This is a genomic window from Flavobacterium sp. FG68 (genome assembly GCF_057808895.1).
The window spans coordinates 70921-95566 of the sequence record NZ_JBMDIY010000023.1 but is presented as its reverse complement, the minus strand read 5'-3'; the positions used below and the strand labels follow the sequence as shown (position 1 = coordinate 95566).

Genomic DNA, 24646 nt, shown 5'->3' with positions numbered 1-24646 from the left:
CTAAAGTTAAGATTTAGTTCTTAACTAGAACTCCATGCTAAGTTAGCACATCCAGCATTTGTAGAAGAGCAAAAATAAAATAGAATAAAAAGTAGAGCTAGGCGCATAAATAATAAAATTTAAAATATTTCCTACAAACATAGTTTTATATTTTAAATCCTACAAATTTATGTTAATAAAAAAATTTTAGACATAAAAAAAGCGAGACCTAAATCTCGCTTTTTTAACATTATTTGTATTTTAAAAAATATTTATTCCACCGTAACTGATTTTGCTAAGTTACGCGGCTGATCAACATTACATCCTCTCATAACTGCAATATAGTAAGAAAGCAATTGTAACGGAATTGTCGTAATAAGCGGTGATAATGCATCTGAAGTTTCTGGAATTTCGATTACATAATCAGCTAATTCACGAACCTGCGTATCTCCTTTTGTAACAACGGCAATGATTTTACCACTTCTGGATTTAATCTCCTGGATGTTACTTACAATTTTATCGTAATGACCTTGTTTAGGTGCAATTACAATAACCGGCATTTGCTCATCAATTAAAGCAATTGGTCCGTGTTTCATTTCGGCAGCAGGATAACCTTCTGCGTGGATATAAGAGATCTCTTTAAGTTTTAAAGCTCCTTCTAATGCTACTGGGAAATTATATCCTCTACCTAAATAAAGGCAGTTTGGAGCATCTTTAAATTTAGCAGCAATTTCTTTTGCTCTGTCGTTTGTCTCTAATGCTTCTGCAACTTTTTCAGGAATTAATTCTAATTCTTGTAAGTATGCATGAAAATCAGGGTTTGACAAAGTTCCTTTTGCTTTTCCTAATCGTAAAGCAATCATGGTAAGAACTGTGATTTGAGTTGTAAAGGCTTTTGTAGAAGCTACTCCAATTTCTGGCCCTGCGTGCGTGTAAGCACCTGCATGGCTTTCTCTTGAAATAGATGAACCTACAACATTACAAACACCAAACACAAAAGCACCGTTTTCTTTAGCCAGTTTAATAGCCGCCATAGTATCTGCCGTTTCTCCAGATTGAGAAATTGCAATTACAACGTCATCTTTATTTATGATTGGGTTTCTGTATCTAAATTCAGAAGCATATTCTACTTCAACCGGAATACGTGTAAATTCTTCAAAAATATACTCAGCAACTAAACCTGCATGCCATGAAGTTCCACAAGCAACAATTAAAATTCGCTTAGCGTTTAAAAATTTCTCCAGATTATCTTCAACACCAGCCATTTGAACAATTCCTTCATTGGCATGAAGTCTTCCTCTGTAAGTATCTTTAATTACACTTGGCTGTTCGTAGATTTCTTTTAGCATGAAATGATCATAACCTCCTTTTTCAATCTGCTCCAAATTCAATTGAAGTTCCTGAATATAAGGATCGACTAAAGAGTCATCTTTAATTTTTCTTACTTTAAGAGGTTTGTGCAGTCTGATATTAGCCATTTCACCATCTTCTAAATATACAGCATTTGCAGTATATTCAATAAACGGAGAAGCGTCTGAAGCAATAAAGAATTCTCCTTCACCTACTCCAATTGCCAGTGGGCTGCCTAATCTTGCCGCAACAATTTCGTTTGGATTTTTTTTATCAAAAACGGCAATTGCATAAGCTCCTACAACTTGGTTTAAGGCAATCTGAACTGCTTTACCAAGTTTAATTTTCTCATTTTTCTGAACTTCTTCAATCAGGTTTACTAAAACCTCAGTATCCGTATCAGATTTAAAAGTGTATCCACGCTTAATTAACTCTTCTTTAAGCGGCGCATAATTCTCAATAATTCCATTGTGGATGATTACTAAATCTCCAGAATTAGAAACATGAGGATGCGAGTTCACGTCATTTGGTACACCGTGGGTAGCCCAGCGTGTGTGTCCAATTCCAATATTTCCATTTATTGTAAAACCTTCATTAGCTTTAGCTTCCAGATCTGAAACTTTACCTTTTGTTTTACAAACTTTTATACCTGATTCGTCATCATACAACATAACGCCGGCACTATCATATCCTCTGTACTCAAGCCGCTTTAAGCCCTTGATAACAATAGGATAGGCCTCTCTATGGCCGATATATCCAACAATTCCACACATATATTACTTATTTATTTGGTTTCGTGTAGTAAACCTCAAGCCTCAATCTTTTATCATAATCCGCATTACCGGCAGGTATATTATTACCATATAATATAGTACCTAACGGATTCATAACTGATGCTCTTGGTGCTTCTGAAAAATATTCATTTATACTTGCGTTCAATAGAATTCTATTTTTCAATTTGTTTGATGTTACAGCACTTATATCATCGATAACAACTAATCCTAATTTAACATTGGTTGCAGTTGCATTCTTTATAATATTACGAATATGGTTTGTTATCCTAATTTTATAAGTAGTTCCTCTTTTTGTAGTTGCATCAACATTAATTATTCCTCCATAAATAACTTTTGACATTCTCGGGTCATTTGTTATACTTGAACTTCCATCTGCACTATAATCTAAAATTGGTGTATTATTTGTAAAGTCATATAAATATACCCTTTTAGGTTCCTGAGCTTCCAGATTATCAGTCTTTTTAACTGCCATTTTTGCAGCATCAATAGTAAAGACAAGATTAGCTTCATTTACCAGCCATCCATTTTCCTTAATTTCTTTGATTTTAGAGCCAAAATCTTTAAGTTCTATAATTGCTAAAGATCCCTGACCACCTTTTAAATAAAGTCTGTCATCACCCGTAGTCATATTACGGCTGCTTATCGCATTTTGATACGTGGCATCTTTAGCATCCTGAAAAAGATTAACATTACTTCCGGTTAAGTTTATCACTAAAGTTCTATCTTCTTTTACGTCATCACCATCGGTTGTAATATCTGTTTTTGCTTTGTAATAAACCGTGATTTTTCCTTTAGAAAAATCCATCAAAGCCATATTACTTGGACTGCCGCTAACTCTTTCAACCTTAAAATATAATCCTCTAAAATATTCCTGAAACACATCAGCAGCAGAAAGCTTTTCTTTTGCAGCATTTAAAATTTTAGTTTGGAAAAATGCCTTATTTAATTTTAAGCGCATTGCTGGCGACGTATACGTTTTAACATCTTTACCATCTTTATCTTTTGTTACCTCTGTAGTTTCCTTAGAACTAAAATAGAATTTATTATTTTGAAATTCGTTAGCATCATCATTCAATAAGGTTCCTTTATTAGTATCAAAATCGCTATTTTGATCATTATAATAAAGCTGTGCTAATTGATTGCCATTATCATAATAAGAACTTCTCATTAGATATTTAGACTCATAAACTCCCAATTTTAAAAAACCTCCTGTACTTCCATAAATAGAATCAAGTTCATACTTATTCCTTCCACTATCAGCATCAATACCTGTAACGTGACTAAAATAAGGTATATTAACAGTTACACTATCAATTACAGGTGCGTCTCCAACTGCTACTCCATAGGCAGCAAGCCCTACCTGCGTATTATAATTTGCAGTAGTGGTACCAAAAACCGGATTATCATAAATCCCTAAAGCATTAATTGCTAAAGAATTTGATTGTATTGGAGTTACTTCTTGATTATAAGCTATAACATCATATTTTTCAGATTCCAATCCAAAATGATCATCACCAATTAAATCATCACCAATCGCATTAAAATCTTTGTCGCAAGAATATAAAAAAACAACTGTTGCAGCTAATAGAATTTTCTTAATAAAAGAAGTATTGTACATATTCGTATTAATAGTTAAAATTTAAAGACCCATAGTTTTATAGAAATTTGTATACGCTTCAGCGAATGCATCTTTCGCGGCGAAAGGTAAAAAAGGTTTTCCTGAAGATTCTATAAATTTTGTTAAACTTGGAGAAACATTTTCTGACGCAATAATGACAGCATCAGAATGCAATATGCTGGCCTTTAAGACATTTTCGTAATTTGGGATTTCAAGATCAGAAATTGATTCGTGCGGAACACCATCAAATTTAACCTTGTTTATCATTTCTAAATCTAAATTTTCATCAAAAGACTGACCATAAACTGAGGTAACGATTTTTGTATCGTTAAATAAAGCCTCATTTTTATAGTAGTGTTTCATATAAATTGGAAGCATAGCAGCCAACCATCCATGAACATGGATAATATCCGGAACCCAATTTAATTTTTTTACAGTTTCAACAACTCCCTTTGCAAAAAATATCGCACGCTCGTCGTTGTCTGGATATAAAACCCCTTCCTCGTCTGCAAAAGTGGCTTTACGTTTAAAATATTCATCATTATCAATAAAGTAAACCTGAATTCTTTCTTTCGGAATTGAAGCTACTTTGATAATCAATGGCATATCTAAATCATTCACTACCAAATTCATCCCTGAAAGCCTGATCACTTCGTGTAATTGATGTCTTCTTTCGTTGATATTTCCATATCTTGGCATGAAAATTCTTATCTGACCTCCCTGATCATTAATCATTTTAGGAACGTCATAAGACATTAAAGAAACCTCATTTTCAGCCAAATAAGGCACGACTTCAGATGATACGTATAATATCCTCTTATCTTTCATAATAGTATTTTACTTAATTTTTGGTAATAAAAACGTCGCAAAATTACAAAAATTTATGCAGTTTATAACTAATATATTATGTTTGCACTAAATTTTAATAATACCGCCATGCATATTTTCTACGGTAAAGTAGCTCTGATAGCCTATTTAAAAACTATCAAAACCGCAAATTCGACTATAGGATTTGTCCCAACCATGGGAGCTTTACACCAAGGGCATCTGGCTTTAATGCAGCGTTCACTTAAGGAAAATGACGACACCGTTGTAAGTATTTTTGTAAATCCTACGCAATTTAACAATCCCGAAGATCTTGAAAAATACCCTCGAACACTTGAAGAAGACGTCAAGAAAATGAGAGGTTTAAGTGACAAAATAATTTTATATGCTCCTTCTGTCGATGATATTTACGAAGGGCAGACAATTTCGCAGTCTTTTGACTTTGACGGTTTAGAAAATCAGATGGAAGGAAAATTCCGTCCGGGTCATTTTAATGGTGTTGGAACAATCGTAAAACGCCTCTTTGAAATCGTTACGCCAACCAATGCTTATTTTGGCGAAAAAGATTTTCAGCAGCTTCAAATTGTTAAAAAACTGGTCGAAAAAAATAATCTTCCGGTAAATGTTGTTGGTTGTCCAATTTTTAGAGAAGACAATCTTTTGGCAATGAGTTCCAGAAACGAAAGGTTAACTGCTGAAGAAAGAAAAGAAGCCGCAATAATCTATAAAGTTTTAACTGAAGCCAAAGAAATCTTCCAAAACAGTACACCTGAAGAAACCATTAAATTTGTCGAAGATTCCTTTAAAGACAACGAAAGATTTGACCTAGAATATTTCGTCATTGCTGATGAATCGACATTATTACCTATCGATCATAAAACAAACGATAAAAAATACCGTGCGTTTATAGCGGTATTTGTTAATTCTATAAGACTGATAGACACCATTTCATTAAATTAAATTACCTTTGCTGCATGCAAATTCAAGTTATAAAATCAAAAATTCATCGAGTAAAAGTTACTGGAGCTGATTTAAATTATATTGGCAGTATTACTATTGATGAAACTTTACTAGAGGCTTCAAACATTATTGAAGGCGAAAAAGTAGCTATTGTTAACATTAATAATGGAGAACGTTTTGAAACTTATGCCATTAAGGGAGAAAAAAATTCAGGTGAAATCACGCTGAATGGACCTGCTGCCCGAAAAGTTCAAAAAGACGATATTATTATTATCATTTCTTATGCTACACTGGATTTTGAAGAAGCTAAAACCTTCAAACCGTGGATCATTTTCCCAAATGAAAACGATAATTCGTTAACATAAACCACATTCTTTCTTATTTTACGTTTATAATTTGTCAAAAAATATTTTTGTACAAACAGATTTTCTTTTGCCTAAATCGAAAATGTATACATCGTAAGAAATCATTGCTTTTTTTATTCCCCAAAATCACAAAAAGCAAATAAAGTATTATATTGCTACACTATTTGAATACTTTTTAATTCACTGAAATGCCACAAATCATGAAAAAAGTTTACCTGCTAATTACATTAATTTCCATTTCTGTTTTTTCCCAGAAAAAATTTGACAATATCCAATCCGAAAAACTTGGAGAAGAAAGAAGAATAACAATTGGACTTCCCCCTTCTTACGATGCAAAATCAGATAAAAAATATCCTGTTTTATATTTATTAGATGGTGATTATTTATTTGATCCGTTTTCCGGAGCTGTAAGTTATGGTAATTATTGGGATGATATTCCGGAGATGATTATCATTGGAATTCATCAAAATAAAGATGAAGAACGTTACGACGACACCACAATTGATCAAAACGAAGGTCTGCCTTTTGAAAAAGGAGCAAAATTTTTCGAATTTATTGGTTCAGAATTGATTCCTTATGTAGAGAAAAAATACCGTACATCGCCTTTCAGAATTATTGCGGGTCATGACGTAACTGCAAGTTTTGCTAACTTTTATCTTTACAAAGAAGAACCTCTTTTTAATGCATACATTTGTTTAAGCCCGGAACTTGCTCCAAAAATGGAAGTTCGTATTGCTGAAAAATTTGCCAAAATACAAAAACCAATATTCTATTACCTTTCTGCTGGAGAAGGTGATATCAAGAAAATAAAAGAACCAATTGAAAAATTGGCCGGAAATATTAAAATCGCAAATAATCCGTTAGTGAATTATAAATACGAAGTATTTAAAGGAGCAACGCATTATACTGAGGTTTTACATTCGATTCCGAGTGCATTATATCAGATTTTTGATATATACAGACCGATAAATTCTGCGGAATTTAACGACAAAATTGCGGTTCTTCAAACGGGTTATGCCGATTATTTACAAAAAAAATACAACGATATGTCTGAAGTTTTAGGCGTTCAGATTCCTGTTAGAATGAGTGACTTTAAAGTAATTGAAAATATTATTTTAAAAAGAAATGCCTACGACGAATTAGGAAGAATGGCTGAAATTGGAAACGTAAATTATCCAAAAGCCATGTTAGGAGAATATGAATTAGGCTTGATGTATGAAAAAATGGGCGATCCTAAACATGCTTCAAAAAAATACCAAAATGCTTCACAAATGGAGCCAATTGGCGATTTGAATAAAGATTTGATGTATGAGAAAATTGACGAAATGAATACGCTTGCTAAAAAAACAAAATAATGTCAAAAGTTAAAACTTCCTTTTTTTGTCAAAATTGCGGAACCCAGTATTCTAAATGGCAGGGACAGTGCAACGCATGCAAAGAATGGAACACAATTGCCGAAGAAATTATTCAGAAGCAGGAAAAAGCAGCGTGGAAAAGTGAACCAACCTCAACAAGTAAAGCGCCAAGACCTTTAAAAATAACAGAAATCGATTCGGCTTTAGAAATTCGAATGGATACTACCGATGGCGAATTGAATCGTGTTTTGGGCGGCGGAATTGTTCCGGGATCTTTAACGCTTTTGGGCGGAGAACCAGGAATTGGAAAAAGTACACTTTTACTTCAAATCTCATTAAAATTACCTTATAAAACCTTATATGTTTCTGGAGAAGAAAGTCAGAAGCAGATAAAAATGCGTGCTGAAAGAATTACGCCAAGCAGTGAAAACTGCTACATTCTAACAGAAACCAAAACGCAGAATATCTTTAAACAAATTGAAGCCATTCAACCTGAAATTGTAATCATCGATTCTATTCAGACTTTACATACTGATTATATTGAATCGACTGCCGGAAGTATTTCTCAAATCAGGGAAACCACTGCCGAATTAATCAAGTTTGCCAAAGAAACCAATATTCCGGTTATTTTAATTGGACATATTACCAAAGACGGAAATATCGCCGGGCCAAAAATTCTGGAACATATGGTTGATACTGTTTTGCAGTTTGAAGGCGATAGAAACCATATTTACCGAATTTTACGTTCATTAAAAAACCGTTTTGGTTCCACTTCTGAACTTGGAATTTACGAAATGCTCGGAAGCGGTTTGCGAGAAGTCAGCAATCCGTCGGAAATCTTGATTTCACACAAAGACGAAGAATTATCAGGAACCGCAATTGCTACAACACTTGAAGGAATGCGTCCGTTAATGATTGAAATTCAGTCTTTGGTAAGTACAGCAGTTTACGGAACACCGCAAAGAAGCACAACAGGTTATAACGCCAAAAGACTAAACATGATTTTAGCTGTTCTTGAAAAAAGAGCCGGATTCCGTTTAGGTGCAAAAGACGTTTTCTTAAACGTAACCGGAGGAATTTCTGTTGATGATCCTGCAATTGACCTTGCCGTTGTTGCTGCCATTTTATCATCAAATGAAGATATTCCGGTTGGAAAAGGTTTTTGTTTTGCCGGCGAAGTTGGGCTTTCTGGAGAAATTCGTCCTGTAAACCGCGTTGATCAAAGAATTCAGGAAGCTGAAAAATTAGGCTTTGACACGATTTTTGTTTCTAAATACAACAAAATCACTTTAAAAAATACCGGAATCAAAATTGAACTTGTGGCAAAAATTGAAGATGTTGCGAGTATTCTTTTTGGTTAAGTTTTTTTTTGCCACGAATTTCACAAATTAAACACGAATTTTTTATTTAAATTTAGCACCTATTCCAAAGTAAATATCACATCAAATTAATTCGAGAAATTAGTGAAATTCGTGGCAAAAACCATCCTACTAACGAACAATCCTAAAATCTTTACGAAATAGACTTTATGAATTTTCCAAAACAAAAAATTTTCAAAGCTTTAAAAATACTTGCCCTGGTATTGATTTTGCTTTGCATTGGATTATACTTTTTTCGCAATTCACTTTTAAAACAGGCAATTGCAAAAGTAACCCACAAAATGGCTGTTGATTATAACAGTGATTTTTCAATAAAAGATGCTTCTTTTAATGGTTTATCAAGCATCAAACTTACCGATGTTGTTTTGGTTCCCAAAAATGCCGATACACTTTTAAAAATTAAAAACATTGAAACCAGTGTCAGTTTAAGTAATTTATTAATTGGCGATGTTCAGCTTGGAACTTTAAAAGTCGACAACGGTTACATACAATTAGTTAAAAAAGGAAAAATTCGCAACTTCGATGCTTTCTTAAAAAGAGACCGTGACGATTCTGAAAAAAGCGAAAAACGAAAATACGGTGCTTTTGCCTATCGCATTATTTCAAAATTGCTCAATTTGGTTCCGACGGATATGAATTTGGATAACTTCCAATTCAAAATTGACGATAACGGCAAAAAAACAGCTGTAGAGATAAATAAACTGGTTTTAAACAACAAACAACTTGAAACCAGCATTCATGTCCAAAGTAAAGATTTTGATCAGCGCTGGAACTTAAAAGGTTTTGCAGACCCAAGAAACCAAAAAGCAGATATTCGGTTTTTTAATTTAGATACCGGAGCCATTCGCTTTCCGTATCTGGATGAAAGATACGGCTTAAAAGCAAGTTTTGATTCTATCCGTTTAAACGTTGAAAATATTGATAAAAGCGGAAGCGAATTTCATCTTGACGGTTTTACTTCAATCGTAAACCTAAAAATCAACCATCCAAAAATTGCCAGCAAAGATGTTGTTATAAAAAATGCACGTTTTGATTATAGATTTTTATTGGGCGATGATTTTATTTCGATTGACAGTACTTCATCAATGACGCTGAATAAAATTAAACTGCGACCATACGTTTCTTACGATACTGAAAAAGATACGGTTTATACTTTAAAAGTTGATATTCCGAAAATGAAAGCGCAGGATTTTATCGTTTCGCTTCCAGATGGTTTGTTTACGCATTTTCAGGGAATGCAAGCAACCGGAAATTTCGATTATAAACTGGATTTCAAATTCAACAAAAACAAACCAAATACGCTTGTTTTTGACAGTAAACTCAACAAAGAAGATTTACGAATTACAAAATATGGCGAAGCCGATTTAAATAAACTAAACGGCGAATTTGTCTATCGCGCGATTATTCAAAATGTATTGCAAAGACCCGTTTTAGTTGGAAACGCAAATCCGAATTATACGCCTTTAGACCAGATTTCTCCTTATTTAAGAAAATGCGTTTTAACGACCGAAGATCCGTCGTTCTTCTCGCATCGTGGTTTTATAAATGAAGCTTTCAAACAATCGATTTTAAAAAATATTCGAACAAAGAAATTCTCACGAGGCGCGAGTACGATCAGCATGCAGTTGATCAAAAACGTTTTCCTAACTCGTGAAAAAACGCTTTCGCGAAAGCTTGAAGAAATCTTATTAGTTTACATTTTAGAAAATAACCGAATTGTAAGCAAGGAAAGAATGCTGGAGGTTTATTTCAATATTATCGAATGGGGACCAAATGTATACGGAATTGGAGAAGCGAGTCATTTTTATTTCCAAAAAAGTCCGTCAGCTTTAAATGTTGATGAATGTTTGTATCTGGCAACGATTATTCCGAAGCCGAGAAAATTCATGTATCAATTTAATGACGAAGGAAACCTGAAAGATTATGCATTGAAAAATCAAAAATTCCTGAAGAATTTAATGTTCCGTCGTGGTCTTTTAGTTCCTGAAGATACAATTGGGCAGCTTCCTGTTTATATTTCAGGAAATGCGCGTTCGTTAATAAAAATCAAAGCTCCGGATTCGACTGCGGTTAAAAATGATTCTTTATCTACTGATGAGGAATTTGATTTGTAGCTATTTGCCACTAAGGCACTAAGACACAAAGTTTTGTCATTTCTCCTGCAAGGTTTCCAAAACCTTGTAGGTGTTTGTTACTATTTACTCTCTAATACCTACAAGGTTTTGGAAACCTTGCAGGAAACGAATTACCTAAAGTTTCTTAAAAATTCTTCCTTATAAGTTGAAGAAACTTCGATTTCAGTTTCATCATTAAGTGTAACAATACCGCCTTTATTATACGATTTCACACAATTCATATTGATAATATGCGATTTATGAACCCGAATAAAAGGCAAAGGCAAAATCTCTGAAAAGTGTTTTAAAAATCGGCAGACCATTTTTTTACTTCCGTTATTGAGATATAAATCGGTGAAGTTACCGTTACCACGAAGACGCACGATTTCTTCCATTTTTACCACTTCAAAACCTTCTAGCGTTGGCAGAATAACTTGTTGCTTTTCCGGTTTTTGTTCGTGAAAGTTTTCTACGATGATTTTATTTCGGTTGAAGATTTCATTGTTCATTATTTGATGCTGTACTTTATTTACAGCAACAATCAATTCTTCAATGCTTATGGGTTTTAGCAGATAATATGCCGCACTCTGATTCAAGGCTTTCAGCGAATATTCAGAAAAAGCGGTGACAAAAATAGTTTCAAAATGTAAATCTTTACAAGCTTCCAAAACATCAAAAGCATTTCCAAAAGGCATTTCTACATCCAGAAAAACCAATTGCGGTTTCACTTCATGAAGCAGCGGAACAGCTTCTTTTATGTTTTGAGCTTCGCCTACAACCTCAACCTGCGGACAGTATTTGCTTAAATAATTTTTAAGCACTTCGCGCGCGGCAAGTTCATCTTCGACAATTACACTTTTTATCTTTTGCAGTGTCATCATATTTTGTCAATTAATGGAAAAACAATTTCAACAACAGTTCCCTTCTCTGCTCCTTCTTTTTCCGAAATATTAAACGAAATGTTCTTTTTGTACAATTCGTTCAAAAGATCAATTCGCTCTTTTGTATTATTCAAACCGCGGGATTCGTATATTTTTTGGTTCGTTGTTTTCAGTTCACGGCTTTTGGTTAAACCAATTCCGTTATCATCAATGGTAACGATTATTTTTCCGTTTTTATAATCAAAGCGAAGCGATAAAAATCCTTTGTGGTCTAAATAGCGTAATCCGTGCCAAATTGAATTTTCTAAATGCGGCTGGATAATCATATTCGGAACAAAAACTCTTTCGGCATCCAGCGAATCATCTACAATAATTTCAAAATCAAATTTGTCCTCAAAACGCAAATGTTCTAAATCCAGATATTTCTTAAGCTGCTCGACTTCTTTATCTAAAGAAATAAAATCTTTATTGGAGTTTTCCATCATATTTCGCATCAAATTCGAATACGAAGTCAGGTATTTATTGGCTTCCAGTTCTTTATTTTCAGATATAAACTGATTCACGCTATTCAAACTATTGAAAATAAAATGCGGGTTCATTTCACGACGCAAAGACTGCAAAGCGATTTCTTTATTTTTTATTCTGATGGAATACAATGCTTTTGAAATAAACGTAAACAAAAGCAACAGTAAAATTACCGAACCAATTAGAAAATAATTGAAGGTGTTTTTCTTTGAAATCAATTCATCTTTTAGTGTTTTTTCTTTCTCTAACTGACGAATTTTATCTTCGGTAATCTGAAACGTTTTGGCATCGATTAAAGTCGTATCAGAATGAATGAGCTTTTCGAAGTTTTCAAAAAATTGTTCGTACAATGCCATACTTTCTTTGTCCTCGCCTTTTGTTTTGTAATATTTAATTAAAGAAGACAAACTTTTTTTGGCTTCCGCCGAATTTCCTTTTTGAAACGATAAATCATACGCTTGTTTCAAAGACGAAATTGCTTTTTCGGCTTCTGACTTTTGAAAGTAAAGAGAAGCCAGCGATTGCAATTGTTTTATTTCGGTATTGTAATCTTTATTCGTTTTGGCCTCGGCAAGCAGTTTTTCGTTTATCGTTACGGCTTTATCAAACTGATTATCTTCGGCATAAACTTTTGCAATTTCATTTTTGATTTTAATGACTGATTCCGGTTTATCTTTTGCATACACTAATGCTTTTTTATAGCTTTCAATCGCAACCTTTTTATCTTTTAAGTCTAATGAATTTTGCGCTTTTTGCACGTACGCATCTGTAACTTCCTGACTTTTCTTTTCTTTTTTCAACAATTCGATATTAGAATCGACATAACCTTTTTGACTCTCCGGATTCGACTGATTTTTAAGTCGGTTCGCATCGTTTAAATTTATCTTTTCTTCAGAAATATCTTTTGCCAATGAACCTGCAACTTCATAATTTTTAATCGCCGAATCAAAGTTTTTTTGGTTTTCCTGTGTTTTCGCTAAACTTCGGGTTACTCTGGTTTTATCTTCGGTTAGTTTTAGTTTGGTGTAACTATTTAATGCTCTTTTAAAATATTCTTCGGCTTTGGCATTATCTCCATTATTTAAAAATTCATTCGCCAGCCTTTCATAATTCTGAGCAATTTTTGATTCATCGTTTTCATTTAATGATTTAGATAAATCGTCGGCTGCTTTACTGATTTTGACTTGTTTGCTTTTTTCACTTTTTTGTTCAGGAAGCGCCTGCGCTATTGTTCGCTGCGGAAACAATAACACTAAAAAAAGCAGACTAAAACCAATTAATAAATGACGTTTCACAATTATGTTATTTAGAAATGTAAAGTAACCTAATTTCAAATTCCTATCCTATATTTTTCACCAAGTCAAACGACCTGTTGACCCATTCTGTCAAAAATACGTTTTTTCGATCAATACATTTGACCAGTAATTCTTAAAAACTATAATCATGAAAAAACTATTCTTTACATTTTTAACTGTATTATCTTCTTCATTTATAATTGGTCAGGCTTCAGGAAATGTCAATTATAAAAATCCGCAATCTTATAATAACGACAATAATACGATCGACACCGATTTTCCTTCAAATGGTGATATTGTGGTAAGCGTAAAAGGGCTTGCCAATATTAAAGCAGATGCTTATACGGCAATTTTTAGTGTAACTCAAACAGGTAAAACCACTAAAGAAGTAAATGAATTAATTGATCAACGAATTACGCAGTCGCTCAATGCCATTAAACTTAAAAAAGGTGTTGAGACTTTTGTCGACATGATTTCCTTTGTTCCTGTTTATGAATATGAAGCCGAAAAAAAGCTTTTTAATCGTAAAACTTATAATGAAGTTCCGGCTGGATTTGAGTTGAAGAAAAACATTCATATCAAATTTTCAGACCCAAATCAGCTTAATGAGTTTATTACTATTTTATCCAATAATGAAATATACGATTTGGTACGGGTGGATTATTTCTCTAATACATTAGAAACGGTTAAGAGAGAAATGATGCTAAAAGCAAAACTTTTGGTTCAGGAAAAAATAAAAAACTATCAGGAATTGCTCGGTGAAACATTTATAAATGCCGAAAAGAGAATTACCGATGATTATATCGTAAATGTTCCGGTAGAAATGTACAAATCGTATGAAGCTTACAACGGTTCTTCTTTAAACTTAAAAAAAGCAGCAAACGTTAATCAGCTTAGCAAATCTGTTACACTTTATTACCAGCCTGTATTTAATAAAGAATTTGATTTCGTTATTAATTCTACTGTTTTAGAACCTGTTATTCAAGTACAATATGAGGTTAAAATGGCGATTAGCAGAGAAAAGAAACAACCTTTAAAAGCTGATAAAACAGATAAAGAATTTATTCTGATTACTCCAAATGGTGATTTAAAAACATTGAATACGAGTACAGCCAGAACAATTCATTAATCTGGCTGAAGCATTTCACCAAGTCAAAATACCGTTTCACCATTTGTGCAAAAAGCGCGCATTTTTAGTTTTTAAGTTTGATCTGTAATCATCCAATTAAAACTAAAATTATGAAATCAAATCTTTTTATTTCCGCGCTTTTTGCTACTGTGTTTTCTTTTGCCGGCTGTAATTCAGCTAATGCAAATCCAAAAAATAAAACTGAGATTAAGAAATCAGATTCTGTTGTGTCTACCAAAATTCAGGTTGCACTTTTACTGGACACATCAAGTAGTATGGAAGGATTAATCGATCAAGCCAAATCGAGATTATGGAACATCGTGAATACGTTGACGACTTTAAAATACGAAGGAAAAACTCCGGATATCGAAATAGCGTTGTATGAATATGGAAATAGCGGCTTATCAGAAAAATCAAATTACATCAGACAAATTACGCCGCTTTCAACAGATTTAGATTTGATTTCGGAACAATTATTTGCGCTTAGAACCAACGGCGGAAATGAATATTGCGGCGCAGTAATTCAGGATGCAACAAAAGAATTAAAATGGGAAGCCGAAAACAACAGCATGAAACTGATTTACATTGCCGGAAACGAAGGATTCAATCAGGGAAAAATCAGCTATAAAGAAGCCATAAGCAGTGCTTTAAAAAATGATATTTATGTAAACACGATTTTCTGCGGTAATAAAACAGAAGGCATAAACATTTTTTGGAAAGATGGCGCTGACCGCGGAAAAGGGAAATATTTTAATATCGATGCCAATCAATCTGTAGAATATATCGCAACGCCATATGACGATGAAATCAGTAAATACGATGAAAAAATAAACAAAACCTACATTAATTATGGTGCTAAAGGAGCTGACAAAAAAATGAATCAGGTTATGCAGGATCAAAATGCCAAAAAGGTTTCGAAAGCTAATTATACAGATCGCGCCGTGAGCAAATCAAAAGCGGTTTATAAAAATGAAAGCTGGGATTTGGTCGATAAAACAAAAGATGATGCAGCGGCACTTTCGAAAATTAGAAAAGAAGAACTTCCCGCTGAACTTCAGGGTAAATCGACTGAAGAATTGCAAAAAATTGTAGCCGAGAAAACGAAAGAAAGAGAAACAATCCAAAAAGAGATTAGTGTTTTGGCTAAAAAACGTCAGGCGTATATTGATACCGAAGCTAAGAAAACTAAAAAGCAAGACGATCTTGGCAACACTATAAATACTTCGATAGTTGCTTTTGCAAAAGTGAAAGGTTATACAGTTGAGAAATAAATCCTGCAGCAAATCCTGAAACATGAAAAAGAAAATATTCTTTTTGCTTTGGCTGAGCATTTTTGGCTTGAGTTTTGCCTGTAACAATAAGGCAGAAAAGCCAGAAATCATAAAAAGTTCAAAACCGGTTTACTCCTACGAAGAGAAACTAAAAAGTGAGATAACTGAGATTAGGAATTTTTTGGGGAAAGCTCCTAAATACAATTCAAATGTTGTCTTCTTATTAGATATGAGGATTGAATCTGGAAAAAACCGGTTTTTTGTTTATGATTTAAAACACAACAAAATACTTCACAAAGGCTTAGTTGGCCACGGTTCCGGATCTGAAACCGGAATTGCAGGAAAACTGAAATTTAGCAATACCAAAGATTCTAATTGCAGTTCACTTGGCAAGTATGCAATTGGCGGTTCTTACTTCGGAAGCTTTGGAAAAGCATACAAATTATACGGTTTAGACAAAACAAATAGTAATGCTTTTGATCGAAATATCGTCCTCCACAAATATGTAGATATTCCTTTTGAAGAACAAATAAATCCTATTTGTAATAGTTTGGGATGCCCAATGGTCAATGAAAAGTTTTTTGGCGTAATTGAAAAGATGATTGATAATTCTAAAAAGAAAATTCTTTTAGTAATGTATTATTAAACCAACCTTTCACTCCTTTTTGTCATCTATACTTTTATAACACTTTAAATTATACTCCAATGATTAAGAAACAAGCAACGGCGCTTTTATTATTGTTAGGCATTTTTGCCTTTGCGCAAAAACCCATTTTCACCACTGCAAAAGTAAAAGCGGCAACGGTATATTTTAATGCTGCCGAAATTTCTCAAACTGCAAGTACAACTTTACCATTAGGAACAAGCGAAATTGTAGTTAAAAATGTCGCGGTAAATTTAAATGAAAGTTCTATCCAAATTGGTACGCCGGCAAGTGTAACGGTACTTTCGGTTCAGTTTACTAATAATTACATTTCAGAATATGATACCGATCCTAAATCACCTTTATTGAAAAGAGTTCGCGACAGTATTATTTTGGTTGAAAAGGAAATTTTGAAAGTAAATAATACTATCAATTCTGAATCGAAAACCATTCAGTTATTAGATAAAAACCAACAGATTTCCGGCGTAAATTCTGGATTAAATGTTGCCGAATTAATGAAAATGGTGGAGTATTATAAAACCAAGCAATTAGAAATTGCCAACAACATTAATACGCTGACGGAGAAAAAGCAAAAACTGGACGAAACGCTTCAAAAGCTAAACAACAAACTTGAAGTTGATACAAGTAAAGAAGAAAAAACTTCATCTGGAAAACTTATTGTTCAGGTTATGAATAGTGCTGCCGGGCCAGTTCCATTAGAAATATCGTATTTAACCAATAACGCTGGCTGGTCTCCTTTTTATGATTTGCGTACCGAAAGTGTTGCGGCTCCAATTAATATGATGTACAAAGCACAAGTGGTTCAAAATACAGGAATTGACTGGAAAAAAGTAAAACTGACTCTTTCAAGCGGTTATCCAAATCAAAATAATCAGGCGCCAATATTGAGTTCTTGGTTTCTGGCGAATCAGGTATATAATGATGAAGTTGTGACTATTGGTTATGGAACACAGAAAAAAAGGAATCAGCTGCAGGGAAGTGTTTTTAAAGATAAAATAGCAGGTGTCCAAACGGAAATGGCTGCACCTGCGATAGCAGAATCTTCTGTTTCGAATTACACAACAGTTGCGGAAAACCAGCTTAATATTTCTTTTGATATTGATATTCCATATGATATTTTATCGAATGGAAAAATTCACAGCGTCTCTTTAAAAGAAATAAAACTTCCGGCAACGTATAAATATTATGCGGTTCCAAAAGTGGAAAACGATGCTTTTTTACTTGCTGAAATTGCAGATTACAGTAAATACAATTTATTGCGAGGCGAAGCGAATATTATTTTTGAAGGAATGTATGTTGGTAAAACGTTTATTGAACCGAATCAAACCAGCGATACTTTGAACCTGAGTATGGGACGCGACAAAAAAGTATCTATCAAACGTGAAAAAGTCGCAGATAAATCAGGAACTAAGTTTTTATCTGCTAAAAAAGAACAGACTTTTACTTTTGATATTACAGTAAGAAATAACAAAAAAGAAGCGGTTGAATTGCTTTTGAAAGATCAATATCCATTGACTACAAATAAAGATATTGAAGTAGAATTACTGCAAAGTAATTCGGCAAAAGTAAATGCCGAAACCGGAATATTAACCTGGCAATTGCAGTTAAAACCAAATGAAACTAAAAAATTCAGAATTAGTTACAGAGTAAAATATCCAAAAGATCAGACTTTAAACTTATAAACGAATAGTATTTAAACACGAATTCCACAAATTTTCACGGATTGATCTGTGTTAATTTGTGGAATTTGTTTTTATAAAAGGCCTTCGACTACGCTCAGGCTGACACTCAAAATTTAGAAGTTTCTTAATGTTGTCAGGCTGAGCGAAGTCGAAGCCCTATGCAACAAATAATTAAGGCGCCGGATCTGGAATTATCGCCTGAACGTGATTGATTTCGGCTATAATTTCTTTTGATAAAACTACATCAATTGTGGCAATGTTTTCCTTTAACTGTTCCATTGTTGTTGCGCCAATAATCGCACTTGTTAAAAATGGCTGTTGCAAAACAAATCCCATTGCTAGTTCTGTCAATGTTAATCCGTGTTTTTTAGCAATTTCCTGATACAGTTTTGTTGCTTGTGTACATTGTTCGCTTTTATAACGTGTGTATTGCGGAAAAAGGTTAACTCTCGCATTTGGATGTGCTTCGCCAGTTAAAAATTTACCCGTTAAAACTCCAAATGCCAAAGGAGAATAAGCTAATAATCCAACATTTTCATATTTTGAAACTTCGGCAGAACCCACTTCAAAAAGGCGGTTCAATAAATTATACGGATTTTGAACGGTTTTGATTCTTGGAAGGTTTTGGTATTTGCTTTCTTCTAAAAGACGCATCATTCCCCACGCGTTTTCATTTGAAACACCAATATGTTTAATCTTTCCTTCTTTAATTAATCCGTCAAACGTTTCCAAGATTTCTCTAAAATGATCTTCCCACGCATCATCGTGACCATTATAACCACGCTGACCGAAATAATTCGTTTTACGTTCCGGCCAATGCATTTGGTACAAATCAATATAATCTGTCTGAAGACGTTTTAAGCTGTTTTCTAAAGCATATTTAATACTTGCCGGAGAAAAATCTGCTTTCTCGCGCATATAAGTAAAATTCGGGTTTGGACCTGCAATTTTAGAGGCTAAAACCACTTTATCGCGATTTCCGGATTTTTTAAACCATGTTCCGATGATTTTTTCTGTACTTCCGTAAGTTTCTTCACGTGCCGGAACGGAGTACATTTCGGCTGTATCAAAAAAGTTTACGCCTTGTTCAAGTGCATAATCCATTTGTTCGTGACCTTCAGCTTCTGTATTCTGCTGACCAAAAGTCATCGTTCCAAGATTTATTTTACTAACTTTTATATCTGTGTTTGGGATTGTAGTGTATTTCATTTTTTTCTTTATAGGTTCAAAGTTGCAGAGGCGCAAAGGTACAAAGGGATTTTACAAATCTAAATTTGACAAAGGTTAAAAAAAGTACAAGATTTTTATGCCTGCGTTTCCTGCAAGGTTTTGAAAACCTTGTAGGTATTGTTATCTATTCTCAACAAACTTAAACTTAAACCTACAAGGTTTTCAAAACCTTGCAGGAAACAAAAAAGGCTCAAAGATTTACTTTGAGCCTATATTTATTTTTAACCTTTTTAATTGATTTCCGAAATGTCCCAATCTTCCATTTCTTTACGTAAATCTTCTTTTGAAGTTATTCGGTTGTATTTTATATCATCTAATCCTTCTTCTACTTTATTGTGATATTCTATTAACGTCAATGGATTTCCTTTCGCATCATACGAAACTACTTCATTCAAATAATTATCAAAAACCGACGACACGATTCGCAATACTCTTTCATCTGCCAAATCAAGCTGATTCCTTATTTTATCTTTTAATTCCGCAAGTCCCATAATTCTAATTTTAGATATTCAAAGTTACGAAAATAATAAGATAGAAGTTTCAAATTAAAAATCCCAATTTAGAAATTCCAAATTCCAAAAACTACAGTTTTAGCGTTCCTGCAAGGTTTTCAAAACCTTGCAGGTATTATTATTTCTCAACAAACTCAAGCTTAAACCTACAAGGTTTTGGAAACCTTGCAGGAGCAAAAAAGGGTTCAAAGCAAAACTTTGAACCCTTTTAAAAATCTTAGCATCTTAGCAACTCAAAACCTTAGCAACTTAGTTTATACTATTAAGCATTTCAGCGATTTCATCTAATCTTGGTGTTAAGATGATTTCGATTCTACGGTTTTTAGCTTTTCCTTCCGGAGTGGCGTTGCTTGCCAAAGGAGAAAATTCGCTTCTTCCCGCTGCTGTAAGTTTTTGTTTGTTGATTTTATTGTTTTCGCTCAAAATAGCTACAATTGCTGTTGCTCTTTTAGTCGATAAATCCCAGTTGTTTGCAATTGGTCCTGAACCAGCATACGGATCATCATCTGTATGTCCTTCAATAAGAACAGAAAGATCCGGATTGTCGCCCAAAACTTTTCCAAGTTCTACAACCGCTCTTCTACCTTCTGTTCCAACAGCCCAGCTTCCTGAATTGAAAAGTAATTTGTTTTCCATAGAAACATATACTTTACCGTTTTTCTGTTCTACTGTTAAACCTTTACCTTCAAAACCGTTAAGAGCTTTAGATAAAGTTTCTTTTAGCTTGCGCATTGCTTCTTCTTTAGCAGCAATCATATCTTCAAGTTCTTTCAAACGGTTTGCTGTTTTATCTAAACGTGCTTGTTCATCTGCCAGTTTTTTAGATTTTGCTTCTAATTGAGCAAGCAAATCACGGTTTTTAGCCATATTACTTTCTAATGCATCGTTGCTGTTTTTCTCTAATGCATTATAAGAATCCTGTAATACTTTGTATTTTTTTTGCTCTGCAGCTAAATCAGCTTTTTGTTTTGCAAGGTCATCTTTTGTTGCCGATAAATCTTTTGCTAGTTTATCACGGTCTAATTCTAACTGATTTTTTGCTGTTTTTAAATCTGCATTTTCGTCAGCGATAGAACGGTTTTCTTTTTTTAGATCTGAATATTTTGTTTCAAGATCATTGTAAATCTTTTTGGATACACAAGAAGTTGCAGATAATGCCAAAACTACTAATCCAATGGAGGCTTTTTTAATCATTTTACTTTTGTTTTTTATTTGGGGCGATAATAATTCTTAATATTTTAAATTCAAAAATTCCAAATTCCAAATGTTTCATAGTTTTAATGGAATGTATATTTAAATCTTTGAACCGCAGTTCTTCCAACAAGAACAATACCAAACTTTATTCAATTTCAACCAAAACCGGACAATGATCTGAGTGAATAGCATCTGGAAGAATAACGGCACGTTTTAAACGATGCCCCATTACTTCGCTCACTAAATTATAATCGATACGCCAGCCTTTGTTATTTCCTCTGGCTCCCGCTCGGTAACTCCACCAGGAATAATGATGCGGATCTTTATTAAAATGACGGAAACTATCAATAAAACCAGACTTCATAAAACTATCCAGCCAGGCACGTTCTGCAGGTAAAAATCCCGAAACCGTTTTGTTACGAACCGGATCGTGAATATCAATTGCTTCGTGGCAAATATTGTAATCGCCGCAAATAATAAGATTTGGAAGCGTCAGTTTCAATTCGTTAACATAGGTTTGAAAATCATCCATAAACATAAATTTATGATCTAATCTTTCGATGTTAGTTCCAGAAGGTAGATACAAACTCATTACCGAAACATCATCAAAATCAGCGCGTAAGTTTCTGCCTTCAAAATCCATATGATGAATTCCGGTTCCGTAAACCACTTTTTTAGGTTCTATTTTAGATAATATTGCAACACCACTATATCCTTTTTTTGTTGCAGGATAATAATATTGATACGGATAGCCGGCAGCCGTTATTGCTTCGACAGGAATCTGATCCTGAGTAGCTTTTATCTCCTGAAGGCAGATAACATCTGGACTTGCCGCCTGAAGCCATTCAATAAAACCTTTAGTAATTGCAGCACGAATTCCGTTTACATTATAAGAAATAATTTTCATATGGATATTTTTTTTAGGATTCCAAATGTAATAAAAAAGAGGAAAGTTTGTAATTGAATAAAGGAAAAGTAGAGTTTTTTGTTATCTTTGTTCGCTGCTCTAATAAATTAAAAATAGTACATGGGTTTAGTTACCGCGAAAGAAGTTGCAAAGGCAATAAATGTTGAGAAGTACGGAGTGCTTGGTACCTTCTCAGGCTGGATTCTTATGAAGGTTCTTAAGATCTCTACCCTTAATAAAATTTACGATCATAATAAACATTTAGAGGATGTTGCGTTTTTAAATGGAATTTTGGATGAGATGGAAATCAAATTCGAAATCCCTGAAGAAGATTTAAAACGTTTACCTAAAGATGGCGCTTATATAACCATTTCAAATCATCCGCTTGGAGGAATTGATGGTATTTTGCTTTTGAAATTAATGCTTGAAAGAGAACCAAATTTCAAGATTATCGCTAATTTCTTATTGCATCGAATTGTTCCGCTAAAAAAATACATCATGCCGGTTAATCCTTTTGAAAATCATAAGGATGCTAAATCGAGCGTTGTTGGAATCAAAGAAACTTTACGTCATTTAAGTGACGGAAAGCCTTTGGGAATTTTCCCTGCCGGGGAAGTTTCGACTTATAAAGACGGAAAATTAGTTGTAGATAAACCGTGGGAAGAAGGTGCTCTAAAATTAATCAGAAAAGCCAAAGTTCCGGTTGTACCGATATACTTTCACGCTAAAAACAGTAAATTATTCTACTGGCTTTCTAAAATTGATGATACGCTGCGTACTGCAAAACTTCCGTCAGAACTGCTTACACAAAAAGACCGTGTTATTAAAGTTCGTATTGGAAAACCAATTTCTGTAAGCGAACAAAATGAAATAGAATCTTTTGAAGAATATTCAGAATTCTTAAGAAAGAAAACCTATATGCTTGCTAATCCTTTTGAAAAAGATACCAAATTGATTGACACAGCAAGTTTAAAAATTCCTAAAGCGCCTAAAAAAATCGTTACGCCGGCGAATGAATCAAAAATGATTGATGAAGTTCAGGCGTTAAGAAACAGCGACTGCAGGTTATTACAGAGTAAAAATTATGAAGTGTTTTTTGCACGTGCAAAATCAATTCCCAATATTTTACATGAAATTGGACGTCTTCGTGAAATTACATTTAGAGAAGTTGGTGAAGGAACTAACGAATCTATCGACATCGACGAATACGATCAATATTATCACCATATGTTTTTATGGGATGATGAAACCAAAAAAATCGCAGGGGCTTACCGTATGGGATTAGGAGCTGAGATTTACCCGAAATACGGCATCGAAGGTTTTTATCTGACTGACTTATTCCGTTTTGAACCCGAATTGCATGATATGATGCATAAATCGATCGAAATGGGACGTGCTTTTATTATTCGTGAATATCAGCAAAAACCAATGCCTTTATTCTTGTTATGGAAAGGAATTATTCACACTACGTTACGTTATCCTGAGCATAAATACTTATTAGGCGGTGTAAGTATCAGTAATCAGTTTTCAGATTTCTCTAAATCACTTATGATTGAGTTCATGAAATCAAATTACTACGATCCGTATATTGCACAATACATTCACCCGAAAAAGGCATATAAAGTAAAACTGAAAGACGCAGATAAAGACTTTATTTTTGACGAAGCTGAATCTGACTTAAATAAATTCGATAAAATTATTGACGAATTAGAACCTGGAAATTTACGTTTGCCAGTTTTAATTAAAAAGTACATCAAGCAAAATGCACGTGTAGTTGCTTTTAACGTCGATCCTTTGTTTAATAATGCTGTCGATGGTTTAATGTACATTAGAATCGCAGATATTCCGGAAAGCACCATGAAACCTGTTATTGAAGAGTTTCAAATAGAATTAGAACGTAAATTATCTGAAAAAGAAGATTAATCAGATTTACTCCAAAATAGAAAAATCCCATTTGCTAATACAAATGGGATTTTTTATTTACAATTTTTATTTAAAAACTAGCTTGAAATTTATTCTTTTCCTATTTCATCTAATTCTTCTAATTGATTTTTAGGGTCTGCACCATATTGATTTGGTCCTTTTTCACCTTCTGTGCAAAACAAAACGAGCAACCAAATTGCTCCAACAAGAGGAATTAGTATTACTAAAAAAAGCCAACCACTTTTTCCAACGTCATGTAGTCTCCTAACTGTAACAGCTAAAGATGGTAATAATACGATTAAGGAATATATTCCCCTAAAAATCCCTAGTTCGCCATTTACGATAGTTAAACCAGAAACATAATCAACAATTCCTAAAACAATAGAGATAATTAAACTTCCTAAGCCAAAATACCAATATTCTCTTCTTCTTGCTCTTCCATTAAAATTTGTGTAGTTTTCAAAAACTACTTTTTTGTACATCTCTAACATAATAAAAACTTTTTGGTTGCCTACTCTTAAGGATTTTCGGTTACTCCGTTTCTTTTAAAAACGCAAGAATACTCATTTTGCCAGTAGACTTAAAGAACTAAAAGTTTTTATAATATCAGAAAAAGACATTTTAGCAATTAATGTTTAATATAGAAGCTGTGTTTAATGTAGACATAAAAAATCCCATTTGCTTATACAAATGG

Annotated in this window: 20 protein-coding genes; 10 read left to right on the top strand and 10 right to left on the bottom strand. The window is 33.6% G+C overall.

Annotated features, from left to right (window positions below; translation table 11 throughout):
* Positions 1–251 precede the first annotated feature (251 nt).
* From glmS to ACODSB_RS15520, 3 genes are read right to left on the bottom strand one after another with little or no spacing between them, the layout of a single operon-like run.
* Complete coding sequence (gene glmS, locus ACODSB_RS15530) at positions 252–2102, bottom strand: glutamine--fructose-6-phosphate transaminase (isomerizing) (protein ID WP_053474001.1); 1851 nt, start codon at positions 2100–2102, stop codon at positions 252–254.
* A gap of 7 nt (positions 2103–2109) precedes the next feature.
* A complete protein-coding gene (bamH, locus tag ACODSB_RS15525) occupies positions 2110–3741 on the bottom strand; it encodes a BamH family beta-barrel-assembly machinery protein (RefSeq protein WP_488937711.1) in 1632 nt (543 codons plus the stop codon).
* A gap of 21 nt (positions 3742–3762) precedes the next feature.
* Positions 3763–4569, bottom strand: a complete 807-nt coding sequence (locus ACODSB_RS15520; RefSeq protein WP_180856059.1) for a glycogen/starch synthase — start codon at positions 4567–4569, stop codon at positions 3763–3765.
* A gap of 78 nt (positions 4570–4647) precedes the next feature.
* Here ACODSB_RS15520 and panC point away from each other — a divergent pair, with 78 nt between their 5' ends.
* From panC to ACODSB_RS15495, 5 genes are all read left to right on the top strand, one after another.
* On the top strand, positions 4648–5526 hold the full coding sequence (gene panC, locus ACODSB_RS15515; protein WP_488937710.1) for a pantoate--beta-alanine ligase: 879 nt from the start codon (positions 4648–4650) through the stop codon (positions 5524–5526).
* Positions 5527–5540: 14 nt separating this feature from the next.
* Positions 5541–5891, top strand: a complete 351-nt coding sequence (gene panD / locus ACODSB_RS15510; protein ID WP_053473997.1) for an aspartate 1-decarboxylase — start codon at positions 5541–5543, stop codon at positions 5889–5891.
* Between the two features lie 200 nt (positions 5892–6091).
* Positions 6092–7246 (top strand): alpha/beta hydrolase, encoded by a 1155-nt coding sequence (locus ACODSB_RS15505; RefSeq protein ID WP_488937709.1) that lies wholly within the window; start codon positions 6092–6094, stop codon positions 7244–7246.
* Positions 7246–8607, top strand: a complete 1362-nt coding sequence (radA, locus tag ACODSB_RS15500) for a DNA repair protein RadA (protein WP_488937708.1) — start codon at positions 7246–7248, stop codon at positions 8605–8607. Before ACODSB_RS15505 ends, radA begins: the two co-directional genes overlap by 1 nt.
* 167 nt (positions 8608–8774) lie before the next feature.
* On the top strand, positions 8775–10739 hold the full coding sequence (locus ACODSB_RS15495; RefSeq protein WP_488937707.1) for a transglycosylase domain-containing protein: 1965 nt from the start codon (positions 8775–8777) through the stop codon (positions 10737–10739).
* A 131-nt stretch (positions 10740–10870) separates the two neighbouring features.
* On the opposite strand, the gene ACODSB_RS15490 is transcribed toward ACODSB_RS15495, so the two are convergent.
* Entirely contained in the window at positions 10871–11620 is a 750-nt protein-coding gene (locus ACODSB_RS15490; RefSeq protein ID WP_180856070.1) for a LytR/AlgR family response regulator transcription factor, read from the bottom strand.
* Positions 11617–13440 (bottom strand): tetratricopeptide repeat-containing sensor histidine kinase, encoded by a 1824-nt coding sequence (locus tag ACODSB_RS15485; protein ID WP_488937706.1) that lies wholly within the window; start codon positions 13438–13440, stop codon positions 11617–11619. Before ACODSB_RS15485 ends, ACODSB_RS15490 begins: the two co-directional genes overlap by 4 nt.
* A 148-nt stretch (positions 13441–13588) precedes the next feature.
* Here ACODSB_RS15485 and ACODSB_RS15480 point away from each other — a divergent pair, with 148 nt between their 5' ends.
* The 4 genes from ACODSB_RS15480 (at position 13589) to ACODSB_RS15465 (ending at position 18186) form a co-directional block, all read left to right on the top strand.
* Entirely contained in the window at positions 13589–14569 is a 981-nt protein-coding gene (locus ACODSB_RS15480; RefSeq protein ID WP_488937705.1) for an SIMPL domain-containing protein, read from the top strand.
* A gap of 110 nt (positions 14570–14679) precedes the next feature.
* Complete coding sequence (locus ACODSB_RS15475) at positions 14680–15840, top strand: vWA domain-containing protein (RefSeq protein WP_488937704.1); 1161 nt, start codon at positions 14680–14682, stop codon at positions 15838–15840.
* A 22-nt stretch (positions 15841–15862) separates the two neighbouring features.
* Positions 15863–16486, top strand: a complete 624-nt coding sequence (locus tag ACODSB_RS15470) for a murein L,D-transpeptidase catalytic domain-containing protein (RefSeq protein WP_488937703.1) — start codon at positions 15863–15865, stop codon at positions 16484–16486.
* Positions 16487–16545: 59 nt separating this feature from the next.
* Entirely contained in the window at positions 16546–18186 is a 1641-nt protein-coding gene (locus ACODSB_RS15465; RefSeq protein WP_488937702.1) for a DUF4139 domain-containing protein, read from the top strand.
* A 171-nt stretch (positions 18187–18357) separates the two neighbouring features.
* On the opposite strand, the gene ACODSB_RS15460 is transcribed toward ACODSB_RS15465, so the two are convergent.
* The 4 genes from ACODSB_RS15460 to ACODSB_RS15445 form a co-directional block, all read right to left on the bottom strand.
* On the bottom strand, positions 18358–19395 hold the full coding sequence (locus ACODSB_RS15460; RefSeq protein WP_488937701.1) for an NADP(H)-dependent aldo-keto reductase: 1038 nt from the start codon (positions 19393–19395) through the stop codon (positions 18358–18360).
* Between the two features lie 251 nt (positions 19396–19646).
* The gene (locus tag ACODSB_RS15455; RefSeq protein WP_488937700.1) at positions 19647–19907 is read right to left on the bottom strand and encodes a hypothetical protein; all 261 of its coding nucleotides are present in this window, start codon (positions 19905–19907) and stop codon (positions 19647–19649) included.
* Positions 19908–20177: 270 nt separating this feature from the next.
* Positions 20178–21122: an OmpA/MotB family protein gene (locus ACODSB_RS15450; RefSeq protein ID WP_488937699.1), complete on the bottom strand. Its 945-nt coding sequence runs from the start codon at positions 21120–21122 to the stop codon at positions 20178–20180.
* Between the two features lie 145 nt (positions 21123–21267).
* Positions 21268–22029, bottom strand: a complete 762-nt coding sequence (locus tag ACODSB_RS15445) for an exodeoxyribonuclease III (protein ID WP_053473985.1) — start codon at positions 22027–22029, stop codon at positions 21268–21270.
* A gap of 120 nt (positions 22030–22149) precedes the next feature.
* On the opposite strand from ACODSB_RS15445, the gene ACODSB_RS15440 reads away from it, so the two are divergent.
* Positions 22150–23952: a GNAT family N-acyltransferase gene (locus ACODSB_RS15440; RefSeq protein ID WP_053473984.1), complete on the top strand. Its 1803-nt coding sequence runs from the start codon at positions 22150–22152 to the stop codon at positions 23950–23952.
* An 89-nt stretch (positions 23953–24041) separates the two neighbouring features.
* Here the strand turns inward: ACODSB_RS15440 and ACODSB_RS15435 are convergent, their stop codons facing one another.
* A complete protein-coding gene (locus ACODSB_RS15435) occupies positions 24042–24443 on the bottom strand; it encodes a DUF805 domain-containing protein (protein ID WP_488937698.1) in 402 nt (133 codons plus the stop codon).
* Between the last annotated feature and the right edge of the window lie 203 nt (positions 24444–24646).

Coding starts and splice junctions, on each gene's coding strand:
- ACODSB_RS15505 (WP_488937709.1), top strand. CDS start 6,092: ATGAAAAAAGTTTACCTGCTAATTACATTAATTTCCATTTCTGTTTTT.
- panC (WP_488937710.1), top strand. CDS start 4,648: ATGTTTGCACTAAATTTTAATAATACCGCCATGCATATTTTCTACGGT.
- glmS (WP_053474001.1), bottom strand. CDS start 2,102: ATGTGTGGAATTGTTGGATATATCGGCCATAGAGAGGCCTATCCTATT.
- ACODSB_RS15520 (WP_180856059.1), bottom strand. CDS start 4,569: ATGAAAGATAAGAGGATATTATACGTATCATCTGAAGTCGTGCCTTAT.
- ACODSB_RS15445 (WP_053473985.1), bottom strand. CDS start 22,029: ATGAAAATTATTTCTTATAATGTAAACGGAATTCGTGCTGCAATTACT.
- ACODSB_RS15450 (WP_488937699.1), bottom strand. CDS start 21,122: ATGATTAAAAAAGCCTCCATTGGATTAGTAGTTTTGGCATTATCTGCA.
- ACODSB_RS15480 (WP_488937705.1), top strand. CDS start 13,589: ATGAAAAAACTATTCTTTACATTTTTAACTGTATTATCTTCTTCATTT.
- ACODSB_RS15440 (WP_053473984.1), top strand. CDS start 22,150: ATGGGTTTAGTTACCGCGAAAGAAGTTGCAAAGGCAATAAATGTTGAG.
- ACODSB_RS15460 (WP_488937701.1), bottom strand. CDS start 19,395: ATGAAATACACTACAATCCCAAACACAGATATAAAAGTTAGTAAAATA.
- ACODSB_RS15495 (WP_488937707.1), top strand. CDS start 8,775: ATGAATTTTCCAAAACAAAAAATTTTCAAAGCTTTAAAAATACTTGCC.
- radA (WP_488937708.1), top strand. CDS start 7,246: ATGTCAAAAGTTAAAACTTCCTTTTTTTGTCAAAATTGCGGAACCCAG.
- ACODSB_RS15475 (WP_488937704.1), top strand. CDS start 14,680: ATGAAATCAAATCTTTTTATTTCCGCGCTTTTTGCTACTGTGTTTTCT.
- ACODSB_RS15470 (WP_488937703.1), top strand. CDS start 15,863: ATGAAAAAGAAAATATTCTTTTTGCTTTGGCTGAGCATTTTTGGCTTG.
- ACODSB_RS15435 (WP_488937698.1), bottom strand. CDS start 24,443: ATGTTAGAGATGTACAAAAAAGTAGTTTTTGAAAACTACACAAATTTT.
- bamH (WP_488937711.1), bottom strand. CDS start 3,741: ATGTACAATACTTCTTTTATTAAGAAAATTCTATTAGCTGCAACAGTT.
- ACODSB_RS15490 (WP_180856070.1), bottom strand. CDS start 11,620: ATGATGACACTGCAAAAGATAAAAAGTGTAATTGTCGAAGATGAACTT.
- panD (WP_053473997.1), top strand. CDS start 5,541: ATGCAAATTCAAGTTATAAAATCAAAAATTCATCGAGTAAAAGTTACT.
- ACODSB_RS15455 (WP_488937700.1), bottom strand. CDS start 19,907: ATGGGACTTGCGGAATTAAAAGATAAAATAAGGAATCAGCTTGATTTG.
- ACODSB_RS15465 (WP_488937702.1), top strand. CDS start 16,546: ATGATTAAGAAACAAGCAACGGCGCTTTTATTATTGTTAGGCATTTTT.